At 67.4% G+C, this 22,069-nt stretch carries 15 protein-coding genes; 7 read left to right on the top strand and 8 right to left on the bottom strand.

Annotated elements, in window-relative coordinates; all coding sequences use genetic code 11:
- Positions 1 to 82 precede the first annotated feature (82 nt).
- Positions 83 to 2,365: an ATP-dependent Clp protease ATP-binding subunit ClpA gene (gene clpA / locus ACSAMQ_RS00180; RefSeq protein WP_435393690.1), complete on the bottom strand. Its 2,283-nt coding sequence runs from the start codon at positions 2,363 to 2,365 to the stop codon at positions 83 to 85.
- 89 nt (positions 2,366 to 2,454) lie between these two features.
- Positions 2,455 to 2,775, bottom strand: a complete 321-nt coding sequence (gene clpS, locus ACSAMQ_RS00175; protein WP_435393689.1) for an ATP-dependent Clp protease adapter ClpS — start codon at positions 2,773 to 2,775, stop codon at positions 2,455 to 2,457.
- A 156-nt stretch (positions 2,776 to 2,931) separates the two neighbouring features.
- Between clpS and ACSAMQ_RS00170 the strand changes: the two genes are divergently transcribed.
- Genes ACSAMQ_RS00170 through hflD form a run of 4 tightly spaced genes read left to right on the top strand, consistent with a single transcriptional unit; the run spans position 2,932 to position 5,693 of the window.
- On the top strand, positions 2,932 to 3,453 hold the full coding sequence (locus ACSAMQ_RS00170) for a hypothetical protein (RefSeq protein WP_435393688.1): 522 nt from the start codon (positions 2,932 to 2,934) through the stop codon (positions 3,451 to 3,453).
- A gap of 1 nt (position 3,454) precedes the next feature.
- Entirely contained in the window at positions 3,455 to 3,949 is a 495-nt protein-coding gene (locus tag ACSAMQ_RS00165) for an NUDIX hydrolase (RefSeq protein ID WP_435393687.1), read from the top strand.
- 5 nt (positions 3,950 to 3,954) lie between these two features.
- Entirely contained in the window at positions 3,955 to 5,085 is a 1,131-nt protein-coding gene (gene mnmA, locus ACSAMQ_RS00160; protein WP_435393686.1) for a tRNA 2-thiouridine(34) synthase MnmA, read from the top strand.
- Positions 5,085 to 5,693 carry a high frequency lysogenization protein HflD gene (gene hflD / locus ACSAMQ_RS00155; protein WP_435393685.1) on the top strand — a complete coding sequence of 203 codons (609 nt, stop codon included), beginning with the start codon at positions 5,085 to 5,087 and terminating at the stop codon, positions 5,691 to 5,693. The genes mnmA and hflD overlap by 1 nt, the downstream gene beginning before the upstream one ends.
- A gap of 392 nt (positions 5,694 to 6,085) precedes the next feature.
- Here hflD and acnB read toward each other — a convergent pair whose 3' ends face one another.
- On the bottom strand, positions 6,086 to 8,674 hold the full coding sequence (gene acnB / locus ACSAMQ_RS00150) for a bifunctional aconitate hydratase 2/2-methylisocitrate dehydratase (protein ID WP_435393684.1): 2,589 nt from the start codon (positions 8,672 to 8,674) through the stop codon (positions 6,086 to 6,088).
- 391 nt (positions 8,675 to 9,065) lie between these two features.
- Here acnB and acnA point away from each other — a divergent pair, with 391 nt between their 5' ends.
- Positions 9,066 to 11,846, top strand: coding sequence for an aconitate hydratase AcnA (acnA, locus tag ACSAMQ_RS00145; RefSeq protein WP_435393683.1), 2,781 nt, complete (start codon positions 9,066 to 9,068; stop codon positions 11,844 to 11,846).
- A 321-nt stretch (positions 11,847 to 12,167) separates the two neighbouring features.
- On the opposite strand, the gene ACSAMQ_RS00140 is transcribed toward acnA, so the two are convergent.
- Positions 12,168 to 12,659: a nuclear transport factor 2 family protein gene (locus ACSAMQ_RS00140; protein WP_435393682.1), complete on the bottom strand. Its 492-nt coding sequence runs from the start codon at positions 12,657 to 12,659 to the stop codon at positions 12,168 to 12,170.
- Positions 12,660 to 12,927: 268 nt separating this feature from the next.
- Between ACSAMQ_RS00140 and ACSAMQ_RS00135 the strand changes: the two genes are divergently transcribed.
- Both ACSAMQ_RS00135 and ACSAMQ_RS00130 read left to right on the top strand, forming a co-directional pair.
- Positions 12,928 to 14,601, top strand: coding sequence for a long-chain fatty acid--CoA ligase (locus tag ACSAMQ_RS00135; protein WP_435393681.1), 1,674 nt, complete (start codon positions 12,928 to 12,930; stop codon positions 14,599 to 14,601).
- Positions 14,602 to 14,816: 215 nt separating this feature from the next.
- Positions 14,817 to 15,722, top strand: a complete 906-nt coding sequence (locus ACSAMQ_RS00130; RefSeq protein ID WP_435393883.1) for a crotonase/enoyl-CoA hydratase family protein — start codon at positions 14,817 to 14,819, stop codon at positions 15,720 to 15,722.
- 48 nt (positions 15,723 to 15,770) lie between these two features.
- On the opposite strand, the gene ACSAMQ_RS00125 is transcribed toward ACSAMQ_RS00130, so the two are convergent.
- From ACSAMQ_RS00125 to prfB, 4 genes are all read right to left on the bottom strand, one after another.
- Positions 15,771 to 17,936: a response regulator gene (locus tag ACSAMQ_RS00125; protein ID WP_435393680.1), complete on the bottom strand. Its 2,166-nt coding sequence runs from the start codon at positions 17,934 to 17,936 to the stop codon at positions 15,771 to 15,773.
- A gap of 3 nt (positions 17,937 to 17,939) precedes the next feature.
- The gene (locus ACSAMQ_RS00120; RefSeq protein WP_435393882.1) at positions 17,940 to 19,061 is read right to left on the bottom strand and encodes an HD domain-containing phosphohydrolase; all 1,122 of its coding nucleotides are present in this window, start codon (positions 19,059 to 19,061) and stop codon (positions 17,940 to 17,942) included.
- A gap of 212 nt (positions 19,062 to 19,273) precedes the next feature.
- Positions 19,274 to 20,791 carry a lysine--tRNA ligase gene (gene lysS / locus ACSAMQ_RS00115; RefSeq protein ID WP_435393679.1) on the bottom strand — a complete coding sequence of 506 codons (1,518 nt, stop codon included), beginning with the start codon at positions 20,789 to 20,791 and terminating at the stop codon, positions 19,274 to 19,276.
- Positions 20,792 to 20,913: 122 nt separating this feature from the next.
- Positions 20,914 to 22,042, bottom strand: a protein-coding gene (prfB, locus tag ACSAMQ_RS00110) for a peptide chain release factor 2 (RefSeq protein WP_435393678.1) whose coding sequence is annotated in 2 segments (ribosomal slippage) — positions 20,914 to 21,966 and positions 21,968 to 22,042 — 1,128 coding nt in all. Because the reading frame shifts where the segments join, the coding sequence is not laid out codon by codon here.
- Positions 22,043 to 22,069 lie beyond the last annotated feature (27 nt).

Below are 22,069 nucleotides of genomic sequence, written 5' to 3'. Positions count from 1 at the left end.
CAAGCCGACAAGCGACCGACAACTGCGCAAACGAAAAGGCGGCCCGCAGGCCGCCTTTTCCATGACCTGATCGCTGACGCGATCAGACCGTGACCGGCAACAGGCGCTCGGGTTCGGCATGAGCGTCGACGATCAGCTCGTCGTCGCGCACGTCGATGGTGACCCGGCCGCCGCCGACCAACTTGCCGAACAACAGCTCGTCGGCGAGCGGACGCTTGATCTTGTCCTGGATCACCCGCGCCATCGGACGTGCGCCCATCTGCGGGTCGAAACCGTGCTGGGCCAGCCAGTCGCGTGCGGTCGGCGTCGCGGTCAGGGTCACGTTCTTTTCGTGCAGTTGCGCCTCGAGTTCGATCAGGAACTTGTCGACCACGCGCAGGATGTGATCGAAGCCCAGCGCCTGGAACTGCACCACCGCGTCGAGGCGGTTGCGGAATTCCGGGGTGAAGCCCTTGCGGATCACTTCCATCGCATCGGTCGAGTGGTCCTGCTTGGTGAAGCCGATCGAACGCCGCGACGCCTGGGCCGCGCCGGCATTGGTCGTCATCACCAGCACCACGTTCTTGAAGTTGGCTTCGCGCCCGTTGGTGTCGGTGAGGGTGCCGCGGTCCATGACCTGCAACAGAATGTTGAAGATGTCCGGATGGGCCTTTTCGACCTCGTCGAGCAGCAGCACGCAGTGCGGGGTCTTGACGATCTTCTCAGTCAGCAGGCCGCCCTGGTCGAACCCGACGTAGCCCGGAGGCGCGCCGATCAGGCGGCTGACCGAATGCGGCTCCATGTACTCGGACATGTCGAAGCGGACCAGCTCGATGCCGAGCTGGAGCGCGAGCTGCTTGGTGACCTCGGTCTTGCCGACGCCGGTCGGGCCGGCGAACAGGAAGTTGCCGATCGGCTTGTCCGGGTTGCCGAGCCCCGAACGCGCCAGCTTGATCGCCGAGGCCAGGGTCTCGATCGCCGGGTCCTGACCGAAGATCACCATCTTGAGGTTGCGTTCGAGGTTGCGCAGCACGTCCTTGTCGCTGGCCGAGACCTGCTTGGTCGGGATGCGCGCCATCTTGGCGACGATCATCTCGATTTCCTCGATGTCGATCAGCTGCTTGCGCGCGTCCTCCGGCAGCAGGCGCTGGCGCGCGCCGGCCTCGTCGATGACGTCGATGGCCTTGTCCGGCAGCAGGCGGTCGCCGATGTGCTTGACCGACAGGTCGACCGCCGCCTGCAGCGCGTCGTCGGCGTAGGTCACGCCGTGGTGAGACTCGTACTTGGGCTTGAGCCCCTGCAGGATCTCGTAGGTCTCGCCGACGGTCGGCTCGACGATGTCGATCTTCTGGAAGCGCCGCGCCAGCGCGCGGTCCTTCTCGAAGATGCCGCGGTATTCCTGGAACGTGGTCGAGCCGATGCAGCGCAGCTCGCCCGAGGACAGGGCCGGCTTGATCAGGTTGCTGGCGTCCATGGTGCCGCCGCTGGCCGAACCGGCGCCGATGATGGTGTGGATCTCATCGACGAACAGGATCGCCTCGGGCTGCTTCTTGAGCTGGGCCAGTACCGCCTTCAGCCGCTTTTCGAAGTCGCCGCGGTACTTGGTGCCGGCGACCAGGGCGCCGAGGTCGAGGGCGAAGATGGTGGCGTTGCGCAGCACCTCGGGCACGTCGCCGTCGACGATGCGCTTGGCCAGGCCTTCGGCGATCGCGGTCTTGCCGACGCCGGCCTCGCCGACGTACAGCGGGTTGTTCTTGCGCCGGCGGCACAGCACCTGGATGGTGCGCTCCACCTCGTCGCCGCGGCCGACCAGCGGGTCGATCTTGCCTTCGCGGGCCAACTGGTTGAGGTTGCTGGCGAACTCGGCCAGGGCGTCGGACTTGCCTTCGCTCTCCGGGCCTTCGGCCGGCTTGGACTCGCTCTCCTCGTGGTGGCCGTGGCTGTCTTCGGCGTTGTGCTTGACGATGCCGTGCGACAGGTAATTGACCACGTCGAGGCGGGCCACGTCCTGCTGGTTGAGGAAGTAGACCGCGTGCGAATCCTTCTCGCCGAAGATGGCGACCAGCACGTTGGCGCCGGTGACCTCCTTCTTGCCGGAGGACTGCACGTGATAGACAGCGCGCTGTAGCACACGCTGGAAACCCAAAGTGGGCTGGGTATCGCGGTCGACGTCGTCGGGCAGCACCTGGACCGAGGTCGCGATGGCCTGTTCCAGGTCGCTGCGCAGGCGAGCGAAGTCGGCGTTGGTCGCCTTGAGGACGGCCTCGGCGGAGGGGTTGTCGAGTAGTGCGAGCAGCAGATGTTCGACCGTCATGTACTCGTGGCGCGCCTCGCGGGCGCGCTTGTAGCACTGGCCGATGCTGTATTCGAGATCCTTGCTGAACATGGGGCGGAGCCTCCAGAACGTATGCACGCTACGTGGGGGCGCTCGCCGGCTTTTCCATGCCCCGCCCCAGCGGGTGCGACAACTCCCTTTTAGGCCTTTTCCATCGTGCACAGCAAGGGGTGCTGGTGAAGTCTTGAAAATTCGTTCACCTGGGCGACCTTGGACTCGGCGACCTCGCGTGTGAAGACGCCGCATACGCCGCGGCCGCGGGTATGGACGTGGAGCATGATCTGGGTGGCTTTTTCGACGTTCATCGGGAAAAAGCGCATCAGGACCTCGACCACGAAGTCCATCGGGGTGTAATCGTCGTTTAGCAGGAGTACGGAATACAGCGGCGGCCGCGCGACTTCGGGCTTGCCGGCTTCCACCAATACGCCATGACTGTGTTCTTGTTCGGTCTGTTTTGCCATTGCGCGATTATAAACCCCTGCCCCGTCCCGCCGTGGATGCCGCCGCCGTGCGACATGGACGCCTGCCCGGCCGCATTGCAAAATGCCGCAGCGCCGCCATCTTGGTCGGAGCCGCCGGTCAAGGTTGCGTCGGCGCCGCGAAATTCAAGGACCCACATGCGTCTGCCCCGTTACCTGCCTGCCCTGCTGTTCTCGCTGCTGCCCGTCCTGGCGACGGCCGCGCCGGCCGCCGCCTCGCTCGAGGCCGCCCCGGCCAAGGCCGCCGCCAAGACCGCCGACCCGCGCATCGGCAAGCAGCTCGACGCGCTGGGCTACAAGTACGAGGTCGACAAGGACGGCGATTACACCCTCACCTTCGGCCTCGACGAGGACCGCAGCCAGATGGCCTACGTGATCTCTCACACCGAGCGCTACGGCAAGCTGCAGGTCCGCGAGGTCTGGTCGCCGGGCTACCGCACCACCGACAAGGACTTCCCGGCCGAAGTCGCCAACCGCCTGCTCGAGGACAGCCAGCTCAGCAAGATGGGCGGCTGGGTCAAACAGGACTCGGTGGCCGTGTTCGTGGTCAAACTGGACGCCGACGCGAGCCAGGAAGACCTCGACGATGCGATCGACTATGTGGTCCGCGCCGCCGACGAGATGGAATCGCAACTCACCCCCGGCCAGGACGAATTCTGACGTGAGCTACCGCGAAGGCCGTTTCTGGCAACCCGACGTCACCGTCGCCACCATCGTGGTCGACGGCGGCCGCCTGCTGATGGTCGAGGAATCGGTCGGCGGGCGGCTGGTGATCAACCAGCCGGCCGGGCACCTGGAGCCGGACGAGAGCCTGGTCGACGCGGCCCTGCGCGAGACCCGCGAGGAGACCGGCTGGGACGTGCGCCTGACCGCCTTCGTCGGCGCCTACCAGTGGAAGGCGCCGCAGCAGGAGGACGGCGCCGGCGGCCGCCACTACCTGCGCTTCGCCTTCGCCGCCGAACCGGTCCGCCACGACCCGGGCCGGCGCCTCGACGAGGGCATCGTCCAGGCCCTGTGGATGAGCCCGGCCGAACTGCAGGCGCGCTCGCCCGAGCACCGCAGTCCGCTGGTCTGGCGCGTGGTCGCCGACTATCTCGGTGGACGCCGCCATTCGCTGGATCTGCTGCAGCAAATGGTCTCGCCCGACCCGGTCTGATCGTCATGGCCGTATCGGTACGCACCATCGTGGGCATGTCGGGCGGGGTCGACTCCTCGGTGGCCGCCCTGCGCCTGCGCGACGCCGGCGAGCCGGTCGCCGGGCTCTTCATGCAGAACTGGGCCGACGACGGCAGCGGCGACTGCCGCGCCGAGGACGACCGCCGCGACGCGGTCGCGGTGTCGGGCCGGCTCGGCCTGCCGATCCATTTCCGCGATTTTTCAGGCGAGTACTGGGCCGGGGTGTTCGAGCACTTCCTCGCCGAATACGCCGCCGGCCGCACCCCGAACCCGGACGTGCTGTGCAACCGCGAGATCAAGTTCAAGCACTTCCTCGACGCCGCGCGCGAGCTCGGCGCCGAGTTCATCGCCACCGGTCATTACGCCCGGGTCGACCGGGCAGGCAATGAGTTCCGCCTGCTGCGCGCGCTCGACCGCAGCAAGGACCAGAGCTATTTCCTGCACCAGCTCGGCCAGGCCCAGTTGGCGGCGACGCGCTTCCCGCTCGGCGACCTGCTCAAGCGCGACGTGCGCGAGATGGCGCGCGAGGCCCAACTGCCGACCGCGGCCAAGAAGGATTCGACCGGCATCTGCTTCATCGGCGAACGCGATTTCCGCGAGTTCCTGTCGCGCTATCTGCCGGCGCGCGAAGGCGAGATCCGCACCCCGGCCGGCCAGGTCGTCGGCCGCCATCCGGGCGTGTTCTATTTCACCCTCGGCCAGCGCGAAGGCCTCAACATCGGCGGCGTGCGCGGCTTCGAGCCGGCGCCATGGTACGTGGTCGGCAAGGACGTCGCGTCCAACGTGCTGTACGTCGACCAAGGTAGCGACAGCCCCTGGCTGCATTCGCAGACCCTGTGGTCGGAAACCGCCCACTGGATCGCCGGCCGCCCGCCGGCCGCGCGCTTCGTCTGCAGCGCCCAGACCCGCTACCGCCAGCCCGACCAGGACTGCGAAATCTCGGTGCGCGAGGATGGCAGCCTGGAAGTGCGTTTCGCCCAATCCCAGCGCGCGGTCACGCCCGGCCAGTCGCTGGTGCTGTACGACGGCGAGGTCTGCCTCGGCGGCGCGGTGATCGCCGCGACCGATGCGCCCGACTGCGCCGCTCCCCTGCCCCCCAAGGAATCCCCCACGTAATGGCCGATATCTCCGAACGCGTACTCGCACTCGCCGGCCTGGCCCAGGCCTTGGGCCAGGTGCGGCGCATCGCCGACACCGGCCAGGCCAATGCCGCGGTGCTCGACACCGCCCTGGACTCGGTATTCCGCATCGACGCCTCGTCCCCGGCCGCGGTCTACGGTGGCCTGCCCAACCTGCGCCCGGGCCTGGTGCTGCTGCAGGACTATTTCGTCAACCGCGCCAACGACGAGCACCTGCCGCGGCTGGCCCTGGCCGTGCTGCAGTTGGAGCGCCGTTTCGTCCGCGACGCCGCCATGACCGAAAAGGTCCTGCGCGGCATCCACGCCCAGGCCACCGCCGCCGGCCGCCTGGGCAGCAGCCATCCGGACGTCATCGCCGCCCTCGGCAGCCTGTACGCCGAGACCCTGAGCCACCTGCGCCCGCGGGTGCTGGTCCAGGGCAACCCGCATTACCTCGGCCAGCCCGGCGTGGTCGCCGAAGTCCGCGCCGCCCTGCTCGCCGCGGTGCGCTCGGCGGTGCTCTGGCGCCAGCTCGGCGGCAGCTATTGGGATTTCATGCTGCACCGCCGCGGCATGGTCGATGCAATCGAGGCGCGCCTGGGCTAGGCCGGTCGTATTGAGGCGCAACCTGCTCCTGTAGAAGCGGCGCGAGCCGCGACCTCGTTCCGGTTGCCGCATCGTGCGGGCCGGCGCGTCGCTTCGCCGGTCGCGGCTTGCGCCGCTCCTACCCGAGCACAGGCGACACCAACGATTCTGGCGACGCGAATTCCGTGCGGCGAATCCTGCCCTTGTAGGAGCGGCGTGAGCCGCGACCTCGTTCCGGTTGCCGCGCATGACGGGCGGGGCGCCTCGCTTCGCCGGTCGCGGCTTACGCCGCTCCTCCCCAAGCACAGGCGATGCTTGCGGATGCGTCGCGTGCGGTCCGAACCGCGCCGACCGCGCCGAACAAAAAACCCCGGCCTGGGCCGGGGTTTTTCGTCGTCATCGGCGCCGGCCGATCAGGCCGCGATCACCGTGTCGGCGACCGTCTTGTAGTCTTCGATCTGATCGAAGTTCATGTAGCGGTAGATCTTGTCGCCATCGGCCTTGAGCACGCCGACGTCCGCCATGTACTCCTCGCGGGTCGGGATGCGGCCCAGGCGCGAGCAGATCGCCGCCAGTTCCGCTGAGCCGAGATACACGTTGGTGTTGCGGCCGAGGCGGTTCGGGAAATTGCGGGTGCTGGTCGAGAACACGGTCGCGCCTTCGCGGGCCTGGGCCTGGTTGCCCATGCACAGCGAGCAGCCCGGCATTTCCATGCGCGCGCCGGCGGTACCGAAGGTGCCGTAATGGCCTTCCTTGGTCAGCTCGGACGCATCCATCTTGGTCGGCGGCGCGACCCACAGGCGGGTCGGGATGTCGCGCTTGCCTTCGAGCAGCTTCGCCGCGGCGCGGAAGTGACCGATGTTGGTCATGCACGAGCCGATGAAGACCTCGTCGATGACCGCGCCGGCCACGTCCGAGAGCGTCTTGACGTCGTCGGGGTCGTTCGGGCACGCCACGATCGGCTCGACGATCTGGTCGAGGTCGATCTCGATCACCGCGGCGTAATCGGCATCGGCGTCGCCTTCGAGCAGCTGCGGGTTGGCCAGCCAGCCTTCCATCGCCTTGATCCGGCGGGCGAGCGAGCGCGGGTCGGCGTAGCCCTCGGCGATCATCCACTTGAGCAGGGTGATGTTGCTGGTCAGGTATTCGATGATCGGCTCTTTATCGAGCTTGACCGTGCAGCCGGCGGCCGAACGTTCGGCCGAGGCGTCGGACAGTTCGAACGCCTGTTCGACCTTCAGGTGCGGCAGGCCTTCGATCTCGAGGATGCGGCCGGAGAAGATGTTCTTCTTGCCCTGCTTGGCGACGGTCAGCAGGCCGGACTTGATCGCGGCCAGCGGGATCGCGTTGACCAGGTCGCGCAAAGTCACGCCGGGCTGCATTTCGCCCTTGAAGCGCACCAGCACCGATTCGGGCATGTCCAGCGGCATCACCCCGGTGGCCGCGGCGAACGCGACCAGGCCGGAGCCGGCCGGGAACGAGATGCCGACCGGGAAGCGGGTGTGCGAGTCGCCGCCAGTGCCGACGGTGTCGGGCATCAGCATGCGGTTGAGCCAGCTGTGGATCACGCCGTCGCCGGGACGCAGCGAGATGCCGCCGCGGTTGGAGATGAACTCCGGCAGGGTGTGGTGGGTCTTGACGTCGACCGGCTTCGGATAGGCGGCGGTGTGGCAGAACGACTGCATCACCAGATCGGCCGAGAAGCCCAGGCAGGCCAGGTCCTTGAGCTCGTCGCGGGTCATCGGGCCGGTGGTGTCCTGCGACCCCACCGAGGTCATCTTCGGCTCGCAGTAGGTGCCCGGGCGCACGCCCTGGCCTTCCGGCAGACCGCAGGCGCGGCCGACCATCTTCTGAGCCAGCGAATAGCCCTTGCCGGTGTCGGCCGGGTTCTGCGGCAGGCGAAACAGGGTCGAGGCCGGCAGGCCCAGGGCTTCGCGCGCCTTGGCGGTCAGGCCGCGGCCGACGATCAGCGGGATGCGGCCGCCGGCGCGCACTTCGTCGAGGAGCACGTCGGACTTGAGCGAGAACTCGGCGATGACCTGGCCGTCCTTGATCGCCTTGCCGTCGTAGGGACGCAGTTCGACCACGTCGCCCATGTTCATCTGCGACACGTCGAGTTCGATCGGCAGCGCGCCGGCGTCTTCCATGGTGTTGTAGAAGATCGGCGCGATCTTCGAACCCAGGCACACGCCGCCGAAGCGCTTGTTCGGAATGAAGGGGATGTCTTCGCCGGTGAACCACAGCACCGAATTGGTGGCCGACTTGCGGCTGGAACCGGTGCCGACCACGTCGCCGACGTAGGCGACCAGATGGCCCTTGTCCTTGAGCGATTCAATGAAGGCGACCGGGCCGCGCTTGCCGTCTTCCTCGGGCACGATGCCGTCGCGGGCGTTCTTGAGCATCGCCAGGGCGTGCAGCGGGATGTCCGGGCGGGTGGTCGCGTCCGGCGCCGGCGACAGGTCGTCGGTGTTGGTCTCGCCGGTCACCTTGAACACGGTGACGGTCAGGCTTTCCGGCACTTCCGGACGGCTGGTGAACCACTCCGCGTCGGCCCAGCTTTGCAGCACCGACTTTGCGTTGGCGTTGCCGGCCTCGGCCTTGTCCTGGACGTCGTGGAAAGCGTCGAACATCAGCAGGGTCTTCTTCAGCGCTTCGGCGGCGATGCTGCCGACCTGGGCGTCGTCGAGCAGCTCGACCAGCGGATGGATGTTGTAGCCGCCGAGCATGGTACCGAGCAGTTCGGTCGCGCGTTCGCGGCTGATCAAAGCGTTGTGCTCGGTGCCGAAGGCGACCGCGGCGAGATACGAGGCCTTGACCTTGGCCGCGTCGTCGACGCCGGCCGGCACGCGTTGGGTGATCAGATCGAGCAGGAACGACTCCTCGCCCGCCGGCGGCGCTTTCAGCAGCTCGATGACCTCGGCGGTCTGCTGGGCGGTCAGGGGCAGCGGCGGAATGCCCAGCGCGGCGCGCTCGGCAACGTGTTGGCGATAGCTGGAGAGCATGGAGAGTCCCGTCGGAATGAAGCGGTAAAGACGTGGCACCGGCTGCGTGGTCCGCCGCCCCGACAGGCGCGGTGCGGACTTACGTGGCGAGTGCGGGGTGGCGAGGGGCGGCGGCTTGCTGGAAGCCAGGCCGCCGGCGCCCGCGAAGGGCACGGCCTCGACCGCGTATTTTGCCTTCAAAGGGCTTTCGCGGCAAACGCGGCCACCGTGCCGGCCCACGCCGCGCAAGGCTTTGCGCGATCCGTCCGTACGCCGGCGACGGAACGCTGTAGCACGCTTGCGACCATTGTCTGCACGCTTCCTGAACCCGATAAAGCGATAATCGGCGTCATCGCCAGCCACCGCGCCCGTTCCCACGGCGCGCCAGCAGCATCCAAGGAGCTCCACCGACATGCCCGACTCCTATTCCACCCGCCGCACCCTGTCCGTCAACGGCCGCGACTACACCTACTTCAGCCTGCCGGCCCTGGGCGAGCGCTACGACATCAGCCGCCTGCCCTACTCGATGAAGATCCTGCTCGAGAACCTGCTGCGCCACGAGGACGGCGGCGCCACGGTCGGCAAGGACCATATCGAGGCGGTCGCGCAGTGGGACGCCAGCCGCGAGCCGGACACCGAGATCGCCTTCATGCCGGCGCGCGTGGTCCTGCAGGATTTCACCGGCGTGCCCTGCGTGGTCGACCTGGCGGCGATGCGCGACGCGGTCGGCCGGCTCGGCGGCAATGCCCGCCAGATCAACCCGCTGATCCCGTCCGAACTGGTCATCGACCACTCGGTCCAGGTCGACGTGTTCGGCAGCCCCGAGGCGCTGGACCTGAACGGCAAGATCGAATTCCAGCGCAACATGGAGCGCTACAGTTTCCTGCGCTGGGGCCAGAAGTCGTTCGAGAACTTCAAGGTGGTGCCGCCGAACACCGGCATCGTCCATCAGGTCAACCTGGAGAACCTGGCCCGCGTGGTCATGGGCCGCGAGGTCCAGGGCCTGGACGGCAGCAGCGAGCTGCAGGCCTTCCCCGACACCGTGTTCGGCACCGACAGCCACACCACGATGATCAACGGCATCGGCGTGCTCGGCTGGGGCGTCGGCGGCATCGAGGCCGAGGCGGCCATGCTCGGCCAGCCCTCGTCGATGCTGATCCCGCAGGTGGTCGGCTTCAAGCTCGTCGGCCAGCTGCCGGAAGGCGCGACCGCGACCGACCTGGTCCTGACCGTCACCCAGATGCTGCGCAAGCACGGCGTGGTCGGCAAGTTCGTCGAGTTTTTCGGCGACGGCCTGCAACACCTGCCGCTCGCCGACCGCGCGACCATCGCCAACATGGCCCCCGAGTACGGCGCGACCTGCGGCATCTTCCCGATCGACGCCGAGGCGGTGACCTATCTGCGCCTGTCGGGCCGCTCCGAGGAACAGATCGCCCTGGTCGAGGCCTATGCCAAGGCCCAGGGCCTGTGGCACGAACCCGGCCAGCCCCATGCCACCTATTCGGCCACGCTCGAACTCGACCTCGGCGACGTGCGCCCCTCGATGGCCGGTCCGAAGCGTCCGCAGGACCGGGTGCTGCTCGAAAACGTCCATACCAATTTCAGCGAGAACCTCGGCCCGCTGATCGCCAACCGCAAGGCCAGGGTCGGCTGCGCCGTCGACGAGCTCAAGGGCGAAGGCGGCGCCCAGCCGCAGGCCGAGCATCTCGCCGCCAAGCCGGTGTCGAAGATCCGCATCCAGGACCAGGACGCCGAACTGTGCGACGGCTCGGTGGTGATCGCCGCGATCACCTCCTGCACCAACACCTCGAATCCGGCGGTGATGCTCGGCGCCGGCCTGCTCGCGCGCAACGCCGCGCGCCTGGGCCTGAAATCCAAGCCCTGGGTCAAGACCTCGCTCGGCCCGGGCTCGCTGGTGGTCACCGATTACCTGCGCAAGGCCGGCGTGCTCGCCGACCTGGAGAAGCTCGGCTTCTACGTGGTCGGCTACGGCTGCACCACCTGCATCGGCAACTCCGGCCCGCTGCCGGACGAAGTCTCCAAGGGCATCGCCGAGAACGAACTGGTGGTCGCCTCGGTGCTGTCGGGCAACCGCAACTTCGAAGGCCGCGTGCATCCGGAAGTGAAGGCCAACTACCTGGCCTCGCCGCCGCTGGTGGTGGCCTACGCGATCGCCGGCACGGTCAACATCGACCTGACCAAGGAGCCGATCGGCAAGGGCGCCGACGGCCAGGACGTGTACCTACGCGACATCTGGCCGAGCAACAAGGAAATCGGAGACATGATCGCCGCTACCGTCGGCCCGGAGCTGTTCGCGCAGAACTACGCCGACGTGTTCAAGGGCGACACCCGCTGGAACCAGATCGCCTCGCCCGACGGCGAGTCGTTCCAGTGGGACGAAAGCTCGACCTACATCAAGAACCCGCCCTACTTCGACGGCATGACCATGCAGGTCGGCAGCATCGACGACGTCCACGGCGCGCGGGTGATGGGCCTGTTCGGCGACTCGATCACCACCGACCACATCTCGCCGGCCGGCAACATCAAGAAGGACTCGCCGGCGGGACGCTTCCTGGTCTCGCGCGGCGTGCAGCCGGCCGACTTCAACAGCTACGGTTCGCGCCGCGGCAACGACGATGTGATGGTGCGCGGCACCTTCGCCAACATCCGCATCAAAAACCTGATGTTCGGCGGCGAGGAAGGCGGCAATACCCTGTATTACGGCGCTGGCGGCGCCGCCCCGGAAAAGCTGGCCATTTACGACGCGGCGATGAAGTACAAGGCCGACGGCGTGCCGCTGGTGGTGTTCGCCGGCAAGGAATACGGCACCGGCTCCTCGCGCGACTGGGCCGCCAAGGGCACCAACCTGCTCGGGGTCAAGGCGGTCATCGCCGAAAGCTTCGAACGCATCCACCGCTCCAACCTGGTCGGCATGGGCGTGCTGCCGCTGCAGTTCCATGACGGCGAGAACGCGCAGAGCCACGGTCTGGACGGTTCGGAAGTGATCGACGTGATCGGCCTGAACGACGGCGCCGCCAAGACCGCGACCGTGGTGGCGAAGAAGGCCGACGGCAGCGAGCAGCGCTTCGAGGTCAAGGTGTTGCTGCTGACGCCGAAGGAAGTCGAGTACTTCCGCCACGGCGGCATCCTGCACTACGTGCTGCGCCAGCTCGCCGCGCGCAAGGCGGCCTGAGCGGTTGCCGACCGAGCGGAAGACCCGCCGGTGGCCCTGGCCACCGGCCTTCGGAGCGACACGCGCCGGTGGCGCGTAAGCGTCGCTCCTCAGCCACCACGGCGGCATCCTGCACTACGTGCTGCGCCAGCTCGCCGCGCGCAAGGCGGCCTGAGCGGTTGCCGACCGAGCGGAAGACCCGCCGGTGGCCCTGGCCACCGGCCTACGGAGCCACGCGATCTCGCGGCTACCGGCACTGGCGAGAGCGGCTTCGGCCGCTCTGGCCTCATCTGGGGTCTTCGCGCCACCCGGGGCCTCGCCCGGCGCCACGCCCGTTCGCGACTACAGCTTCGCTGTCCAGCGCGCCGAGGTCATGCGCCAGTCGCCGTCCTGCTCGCGCCAGCCGGTCTCCACTTCGTACACGCGCGCCGCCTCGGGCAGGGGCTGGCCGGAGCCGCCGGTCAAGGCCGCGGTGAAGCGTACGGTCGCGTGCTCGGGCCGCATCGCGACGTCGAGCGGGCCGATCGTCACCCCGAGTTGCCGGTAGCGCAGGAAGCTGCCGACCGCGAGCCGGCGCGCGCCTTCGCGGTCCAGGCCTTCGGGGCCGACGAAATCGTCCGCCAGCCATTCCTGCAGCGCCGGCGCGTCGCGCTGCTCGATCGCCGCCTGCAATTGCGCGACCGACTCGCGCAGGCGCTGCTCCGGCGGGTCGCGGCCGCAGGCCGTCGCCAGCAAGGCCAGCACCGCGCCCAGCGCCAATCGGCGCCACGGAGTTGCAAAGCCCGGGGTTCGCCGCAGCTCGTTGCCATCGTCGCGGCGGTTCGCGTTGTTCACCACAAGCCTCCCTGTACCGCAGTCCCCACGCTGGCCGCCTCGGCGACCGCTTCGGATGCTCTTTCGCACGACCGTTCGCGCGCCCGGCGCGCCCGGCCGGAGCGCCATCGTGACAGGTCCGCTCGGCCGCGGACACTGCCCGCACCGTCGTCGGCGGCGTCGCCTTGCCAGTCAGTAGAGCCTATGCTCCAATCGAGAAAATACCGTACGGCAGCGCACACAGCGGGCCGCCGGCCAGAATCGACGAGCGATTAAAGAGGGGATCGCGATGAGTTTCGAACGACCGTGGCTTGCTCAGTATCCTGAAGGCGTGCCGGCGCAGATCAACGTGGACGAGTTTCCGTCCATCGTGTCGGTGCTGGAAAACGCCATCGAAAATTATCGCGACCGTCCCGCCTTCTCCAATTTCGGCAAGGTATTGACCTACGGCGACATCGACCGCCTCAGCGCGCAGTTCGCCGCGTATCTGCTCGGCGAACTCAAGCTCAAGAAGGGCGATCGCGTCGCGATCATGATGCCCAACTGCCTGCAGTACCCGATCGCGACCTTCGGCGTGTTGCGCGCCGGCATGACCGTGGTCAACACCAATCCGATGTACACCGCGCGCGAGCTCAAGCACCAGCTCGACGATTCCGGCGCGTCGGTGATCTTTGTGCTCGACAACTTCGGCAAGACCGTGCAGGACGTGGTCGGCCAGACCCAGGTCAAGCAGGTCATCACCACCGGCCTGGGCGACATGATCGGCGGGCTCAAGGGCCCGGTGATGAACTTCGTGCTGAAGTACGTCAAGAAGATGGTGCCGGACTACGACATTCCCGGCGCAGTGCGCTTCCGCGACACCCTCACCCTCGGCCAGATGCACAAGCTGCCGGAGATCGAGATCTCGCCGGACGACATCGCCTTCCTGCAGTACACCGGCGGCACCACCGGCGTGGCCAAGGGCGCGATGCTGACCCATCGCAACCTGGTCGCGAACATGCAGCAGGCCGCGGCCTGGGTCGGCACCAACGCCAAGCCCGGCCACGAGATCATCATCACCGCGCTGCCGCTGTACCACATCTTCGCATTGACCGCGAACGGACTGGTCTTCATGAAGTTCGGCGGCCTCAACCACATGATCACCAACCCGCGCGACATGCCGGCTTTCGTCAAGGAATTGAAGAAGACGCCGTTCACCGCGATCACCGGCGTCAACACCCTGTTCAACGGCCTGCTCAACACCCCGGGTTTCGACGAGGTCGATTTCTCCCACCTGCACCTGACCCTCGGCGGCGGCATGGCGGTGCAGCGCGCGGTCGCCGAACGCTGGAAACAGGTCACCGGCATCACCCTGGTCGAAGCCTACGGCCTCACCGAAACCTCGCCGGCGGCGTGCATCAACCCGATGGACCTGCCCGAGTACAACGGTTCGATCGGCCTGCCGATCTCCTCGACCGACGCCTGCGTCAAGGACGAGAACAACAACCTCCTCGGCGTCGGCGAAGTCGGCGAGTTGTGCATCAAGGGCCCGCAGGTCATGAAGGGGTATTGGCACCGCCCCGAGGAAACCGCCAACGTCATCGACGACGACGGCTGGCTGCACACCGGCGACATGGCGCGCATGGACGAGAAGGGATTCTTCTACATCGTCGACCGCAAGAAGGACATGATCCTGGTGTCGGGCTTCAACGTGTATCCCAACGAGATCGAGGACGTGATCGCGATGATGCCGGGCGTGCTCGAAGTGGCCGCGGTCGGCGTGCCCGACGAGAAGTCCGGCGAAGCGGTCAAGGTGGTGATCGTCAAGAAGGACCCGGCGCTGACCGCCGAGGACGTCAAGGCGCATGCCCGGATCAATCTGACCGGCTACAAGCACCCCAGGTTCGTCGAGTTCCGCACCGAGCTGCCCAAGACCAACGTCGGCAAGATCCTGCGCCGGGAACTGCGCGACGCGCCGAAGTAAGCTCCGCGACACATCGCCGGCGCCGCGGGCGCCGGCTTTCCCTAAGCCCCTCTGCCGAGGGGCTTTTTCGTGCCCGGACACCGCACCGGAATGTGCCTGAAATGAATGCGCCAGGAGGCAGACAGAACCTTGTCTGAACGATGCCTGGGCGAGGTGTAGCATCGAAACGCGGGTAATCCCGGCCCGCCACCGTCCTTCAGGAGTCCGCCATGTCCATGTCCGCCCGTCTGCCAATCGCGAACGTTCCCGCCCTATTCCGCCATGTCGCCGACCCGGCCAGCGGCACCGACTGGGGCTATATGCACGCCCAGCCCGCCAACCACGTCCATGGACAGGACGCGCCCTACTCGCCCTGCTTCTCCGAGCACCTGCTCGACGACATGAAACGCGTGCAGGAACGGATCCGCCGCGAGCTCGCTTCCGATTGCGATCCGCGCGCCGGCATCCACCATTTCGTGCTCGCCTCCGACGCCGACGTGTTCAACCTCGGCGGCGACCTGGCGCTGTTCTCCCGCATGATCCGCAGCGGCAACCGCCAGCGCCTGCTCGAGTACGCGCGCCTGTGCATCGAGGTCGCGTTCAATCTGTATCAGCTGCACGAAGACCGGGTCCACAGCATCGCGGTGATCCAGGGCGATGCGCTCGGCGGCGGTTTCGAGGCCGCGCTGTGCTGCCACACCATCATCGCCGAGGCCGGCACCGGCATGGGGTTCCCGGAGGTGCTGTTCGACCTGTTCCCGGGCATGGGCGCCTATACCTTCCTGACCCGTCGCGTCACCGCGGTCCAGGCCGAACGGATGATGCTCAACGCCCGCGTCTACCCGGTCGAGGAACTGCTGCGCATGGGCGTCGTCGACCAGGTCGTGCCGCGCGGTTACGGCCTGCAGGCCGCGTCCGAGCTGATCAAGCGCAACCAGCGCATGGGCAATGCGCTGCGGGCGATGAACACGGTCCGCCAGGCCTGCCGTCCGGTCAGCCTGGACGAGCTGCTGTCGGTGACCACCGAATGGGTCGATGCGGCGATGCGCCTCAACGACCGCGGGCTCAAGACCATGGAACGCCTGGTGCGTGCGCAGCAGCGCCGGGCCGGCGCGGCCGCGCCGGCGCTGGCGCTGGCCTGATGTCTTGCAGGGGGGGGCCTGCCACGCGCCTCGCGTGGCAGGAGGCTGTCAAGAAACGTCGGGGACGTCCTTGCCGCGGTTGCCGCGACTGAGGCGCGCGACTTCCTGCCGGCTGACGTCGGCCACCGCCGACAACTGCGTCGCGAGATCCAGCACGAGTTTCGGGCACTCGCGTACCAGGACTTCATCGCTTGCGCGCATCACCTGCGAGCAGCGCTCGGCGATCGAGTGCGCGCCGAGATTTTCCGCCACGCCCTTGTAGGCATGGGCGATCTCGCGGAACTCGTCCCAACGCGCCACCGCCGCGGCGGCCTCCAGGTCGCTTTGGCAGGACTGCGCGTCCTTCAGGCACTGCTCGACGAAATCGCGCAGGAACTGATCGCCCAACCCCATTTCGGCCAGCTCGGCCAACACCGCCGGGTTGGTCAGCGGACGGCTGACGTCGCTGATCGCGCGCACCGCGGGCATGCGCTGCGAATCGACCACGTCGGCGATGGTCTCGAGCAGGCGCCCGACCACGATCGGCTTGGTCAAGAACGCCATCGCGCCGGCCTCGCTGGCCGCTTCGGAGGCCTGCAAGGTGGCGTCGGCGCTGAGGATGATGGTCGGGGTGCGGCGGCCGTTGCCGGCCTGCATGAAACGCAGTTGCCGGATCACGTCCAGGCCGCTGAGCCCGGGCATGTGCATGTCGAGCACGGCGAGGTCGAACTGGCCGAGTTCGAGCTGGTCCAGGGCCTGTTCGCCGTCGTTGGCGCCCTGCACGCGGTGGCCGGCGCGCTCGAGTATCCGCGTCAGCACGGTGCGGTTGGCCGACTGGTCGTCGGCGATCAGCACCCGCAGACTGCGCACCCGGGTCTTGTGGCGCAGGAACGGGTCTTCGAACGAAATGATCTTTCCGCTGCCCTGCTGGGCGTCGGGCGCGTCCGGCGCCGCCTCTTCCAGCCGCAGCGGCAGCTCGACCCAGAAATGGCTGCCGCCGCCGGGATTGGCCTCCAGGCCGATCTCGCCGCCGAGCAACTGGGTCAGGGTCTTGGCGATGGTGGTCCCCAGGCCGGTGCCGCCGAAGCGGCGGGTCGGGCCGTTGTCGACCTGTTCGAAGGCCTGGAAGATCCGGTCGACGTCCTGGCTGGCCACGCCGATGCCGGTGTCGCGCACCGAGAAGCGCAGGCGCACCTGGCGCTCGACCCCGGGCGCGCCCGGGCCGGTGCCGCCGCCGACCAGGCGCGCGACCAGCGACACCCCGCCCTTCTCGGTGAACTTGATCGCGTTGTGCAGCAGGTTCAACAGCACCTGGGTCAGCAAAGCGCTGTCGCCGTTGAGGCGCACCGGCACGTCCTGCTCGATGTCGACCTTGAGCGTCAGCCCCTTCGCCGCGGCCAGCGGTTGCAGCATCTTCTGCAGCCGCTTCATCACTTCCTGCAGGTTGAAGTCGATGTCGCGGCGCTGCAGCTTGCCGGCCTCGATCGCCGAGATGTCCAGCACGTCGTTGACCAGCAGCAACAGCGACTGGGCCGAAGCGTGAATGACGTCGGCGTATTCGCGCTGCTCCGGCGCCAAGCGCGTGCCGTGCATCAGCTCGGCCATGCCGATGATGCCGTTGAGCGGCGTGCGCAGCTCGTGGCTCATGTTGGCCAGGAATCGGCTCTTGGCCTCGTTGGCGCGGCGCGCGTCCTCGGTCGCCTTCTGCAGGCTGCGCAGCAGCGAGGACAGATAGGCCGGGATCGCCACCAGGCCCAGCCACAGGCCGGTCGACAGATACGGCTGGCCGCGCCAGTAATCGTTCTTCAGCACCACGGCCAGGAACGAGGCGCCGGCCAGCGAGGCGGCGGTGTACAGGTAGGTGGTGCCGTAGCGCAGACCGTTGCCGATGGTCACCCACAGCACGATCACGTACAGCGGCGCCAGCGAGGGCGCATCCAGCGACATCAGCATCGCCAGGGTCGAATAGTCGGCGAGCATGCCGATCCAGCGGCGCAGGTGCGAGACCCCGGGCCAGCGCACGATCGCCGCCATCAGGCCCAGGCCGACCACCGATTCGGCCGACATCACCCACAGCATGGTCTGAGTGGCCACGCTGGCCTGGTCGAAGGCCCGCAGGCCCAACAGGTAGGCCACGATCAGGCAGGCGATGACCAACCGCACCAGCGCCTGCCCGTGCTCGCTGTCCGGGCGGTTCGAGAGGCGCTCCTTGACCACGCGCAGGATGGAAGCCATCGGCTACTCCAAGCCGGGACGGGGGAAGCTGGCCGAATAACGATCGCAGATTTCGTCGAGCCGGGCTCGGCTGCGGATCAGGGCATCCACGCAACGTGGATCGAACAGACGACCGCGCTGAGCGTACATATACCCCAATGCCTCCTCGACGTCCCAGGCTTTTTTGTACGGACGCGGCGAAATCAGGGCGTCGAACACATCCGCGACCGCCACGATCCGGGCCTCCAGGGGAATATCGTCCCCGACCAGCCCGTCCGGGTAGCCGCTGCCGTCGTATCGCTCGTGGTGGCGCAGAGCGATCAGGGCGCCGGCCTGGATGAACCGGTTCTGGCTGCCGCTGAGCAGTTCGTAGCCGATCTTGGGGTGGCGGCGCATGATCGCGGTCTCCTCCTCGGTCAGCGGGCCGGGCTTCATCAGCACCGCGTCGGGGATGGCGATCTTGCCGATGTCGTGCAGCGGCGCGGCCATCTCGATGACCCGGATCTCGTCCTCGAACATGCCCAGTTGCTCGGCGATCAGGCCGGCGATGTGCGACATCCGCTCCAGGTAGGCGCTGGTGCCGGCGTCGCGGTATTCGATGGCGCGGGCCAGCCGCGACAGAGTCTCGCGTTCGCGCTCCTCGACCTCGTGCATGCTCGACAGCAGCCGCTGTTCCAGCGACAGGGCCCGCTGTTTGACGTTTTCGGACTGCTGGCGCAGCTGCAGCAGGTTGCGGCAACGCGCGCGCAGCTCGCGCGGGCGCACCGGCTTGACCAGGAAATCGATCACCCCGGCTTCGAGCGCGGCCTGGCGCACCGGCTCGTCGCCGACCACGGTGACCAGGATGATCGGGATGTCGCGGTGCATCGGCAGGCGGCGGAAACGGCGCGCGAATTCCAGCCCGTCGATGCCCGGCATGCGGTAATCGAGCAGCAACAGATCGGGCTGGTGCGTTTCGCACCACGCCAACGCGGCCTCGGGCTCGCCGAAATCGTGCACCGACAACTCGGACGCGATGTCCTCGATGATGTGGCGCAGCATGGTCCGCGCGGACGTTTGGTCATCGACGATAACGACGTTCACACCGGCTTCCGTAAGGGGGTCACCCCCTGTGGTGACCGATCTGGGAGCATACCCCGCCAGGATGCTTGTGACAGCCGCCGAAGGTCCCTAGACGATCCGGGATCGTCCGCCATCGCCCGGATCCGGTATGCGAATGAGCGCTGTACGTCACGGTTCAACGCGGCGCGACCGGAGAAGCGGCCAAGCGCATTGGCCGCCCGGTGTGCTTGCCTGCGTTTACGCCGGCGGCCGCACCGGCTCCTGCGACCGGCCCGGAGGCCCGCTCAGAAGCCGGCTCAGAGGCCGGCTTCGGGACGCATGTAGGGGAACAACAGCACGTCGCGGATCGACGAAGAGCCCGTCAGCATCATCACCAGGCGGTCGATGCCGATGCCCAGGCCGCCGGTCGGCGGCAGGCCGACTTCGAGCGCGCGGATGTAGTCGGCGTCGTAGTGCATGGCCTCGTCGTCGCCGCTGTCCTTCTGGTCGACCTGGGCCTGGAAACGCGCGGCCTGGTCTTCCGGGTCGTTGAGCTCGGAGAAACCGTTCGCCAGCTCCTTGCCGCCGATGAACAGCTCGAAACGGTCGGTCAACTCGGGATCGAGGTCGTTGGCGCGCGCGAGCGGGCTCACTTCGACCGGATGGTCGGTGATGAAGGTCGGCTGGACCAAAGTGTGCTCGACGGTCTTCTCGAAGATCTCCAGCAGCAGCTTGCCCCAGCCGTAGCCCGGCTTGACCGCGACCTTGAGGCGCGCGGCATGGGCGCGCATCGCCTCGAGGTCGCGCAGTTCTTCGCGCTTGATCTCGGGGTTGTGTTCGAGCACCGCATCGGTCATCGACCAGCGCCGGAACGTCGGCCCGAGGTCGATCGGGTTGCCGTCCCACTCGACCCGGGTGGTGCCGAGGACTTCGCTCGCGGCGTGGCGGATCACCGCCTCGGTCAGGTCCATGATCTCGGTGTAGGTGGCATAGGCCTCGTACAACTCGAGCATGGTGAACTCGGGGTTGTGCCGGGTCGACACGCCCTCGTTGCGGAAGTTGCGGTTGATCTCGTAGACGCGCTCGAGGCCGCCGACCACCAGGCGCTTGAGGTACAGCTCCGGCGCGACACGCAGGTACAGCCGCAGGTCGAGCGCATTGTGGTGGGTGGTGAACGGCTTGGCCGCGGCGCCGCCGGGGATGTAATGCATCATCGGCGTTTCCACTTCCAGGAAGCGCCGCGCGTCCAGCCAGGCGCGCATCGAGCGGATGATCTTGGAGCGCTTGACGAACACTTCGCGCGCGTCCGGCGACACGATCAGGTCGACGTAGCGCTGGCGGTAGCGCTGTTCGACGTCGGCCAGACCGTGGAACTTGTCCGGCAACGGCCGCAGCGCCTTGGTCAGCAGGCGCAAGGTCTCGGCCTTGACCGACAGCTCGCCGGTCTTGGTGCGGGTGATCGGGCCTTCCGCGGCGACGATGTCGCCCACGTCCCAGCCCTTGAACTTGTCGTAGGTCTCGCCGAGCGCGTTGGCCTGCAGGAACAGCTGGATGCGCCCGGACTCGTCCTGGATCTGGACGAAGCTGGCCTTGCCCATGACCCGCTTGAGCAGGATGCGGCCGGCGACCGCGACCCGGCGCGACTCGCTGTCCAGCGCTTCCTGGGTCCAATGCTCGGCGTCGATGTACTGCGCCTGCAGGTCGCCGACGAAATCGCCGCGGCGGAAGTCGTTCGGGAAGGCGATGCCCTCGCCGCGCATGGCCGTGAGTTTGGCGCGACGCTCCGCGATCAGATGGTTCTCGTCGATGGGCGGCAGGCTCGTTTCGTCGGTCATAAGGGCGGGCACAGGGGATTGGAGGAGGAATTAAGCCAGGAAATCGGAGATTGGGGGGCCGGAATCTGGAACCGGGGAGGATTCATTGCGAATCCCGACTCCCGATTCCCGAATCCCGGCTTTCAAACCGCGTCGCTGCGTTTCGAGCCCACTTCCAGTCCGGACTTCAGGCTGGCCTCGACGAATTCGTCGAGATCGCCGTCGAGCACCTTCTGGGTGTCGCTGCGTTCGATGCCGGTGCGTAGGTCCTTGATGCGGCTCTGGTCGAGCACGTAGTTGCGGATCTGGCTGCCCCAGCCGATGTCGGACTTGGTCGCCTCGACCGCGTCGCGCACCGCGTTGCGCTTCTGGATTTCCAGCTCGTACAACTTCGCCGCGAGCATCTTCATGGCGCGGTCGCGGTTGGCGTGCTGGCTGCGCTCGGTCTGGCAGGCCACGACGATCCCGCTCGGCACGTGGGTGATGCGCACCGCCGATTCGGTCTTGTTGACGTGCTGGCCGCCGGCGCCCGAGGAGCGGTAGACGTCGGTCTTGAGGTCGGCCGGGTTGATCTCGATGTCGATCTTGTCGTCGACTTCCGGCGAGACGAACACCGAGGTGAAGCTGGTGTGGCGGCGGTTGTCGGAGTCGAACGGCGACTTGCGCACCAAGCGGTGCACGCCGGTCTCGGTCTTCAGCCAGCCGTAGGCGAAATCGCCCTCGACCCGGAAGGTCGCCGACTTGATCCCGGCCACGTCGCCGCCGCTGACTTCCATCAGCTCGGCCTTCCAGCCGCGCGACTCGGCCCAGCGCAGGTACATGCGCAGCAGGATTTCGGCCCAGTCCTGGGCTTCGGTGCCGCCGGCGCCGGCCTGGATGTCGACGAAGGCCGAGGCCGCGTCCATCGGGCCGGAGAACATGCGCCGGAACTCGAGTTCCTCGACCTGCTTGGCGTAACGCTCGACGTCTTCGACCACGGCCAGCGCGGTCGACTCGTCGTCTTCCATCTCGGCCAGTTCGAGCAGTTCGTCGGCGCCGATCAGCCCGTCGGTGAGACGGCGGATGCCGTCGACGACCTTTTCCAGGCTGGCGCGCTCGCGGCCCAGGCCCTGGGCCTGTTCGGCGTTGTTCCAGATGTCGGGGCTTTCGAGCTCCCGGTTTACTTCTTCGAGGCGTTCGACTTTGCTGTCGTAGTCAAAGATACCCCCTGAGCGAATCCAGCCGGCCCCGGAGGTCGGCGATGCGCTGGCGGACGGGATTGAGCTCGATCATGTCCGATGGTCTTGAATGCGGATGAGA

The sequence above is a fragment of the Lysobacter sp. 1R34A genome (assembly GCF_051217035.1).
Taxonomy (GTDB): Bacteria; Pseudomonadota; Gammaproteobacteria; order Xanthomonadales; family Xanthomonadaceae; genus Lysobacter.
This window is presented reverse-complemented; position numbering and strand designations above follow the sequence as displayed.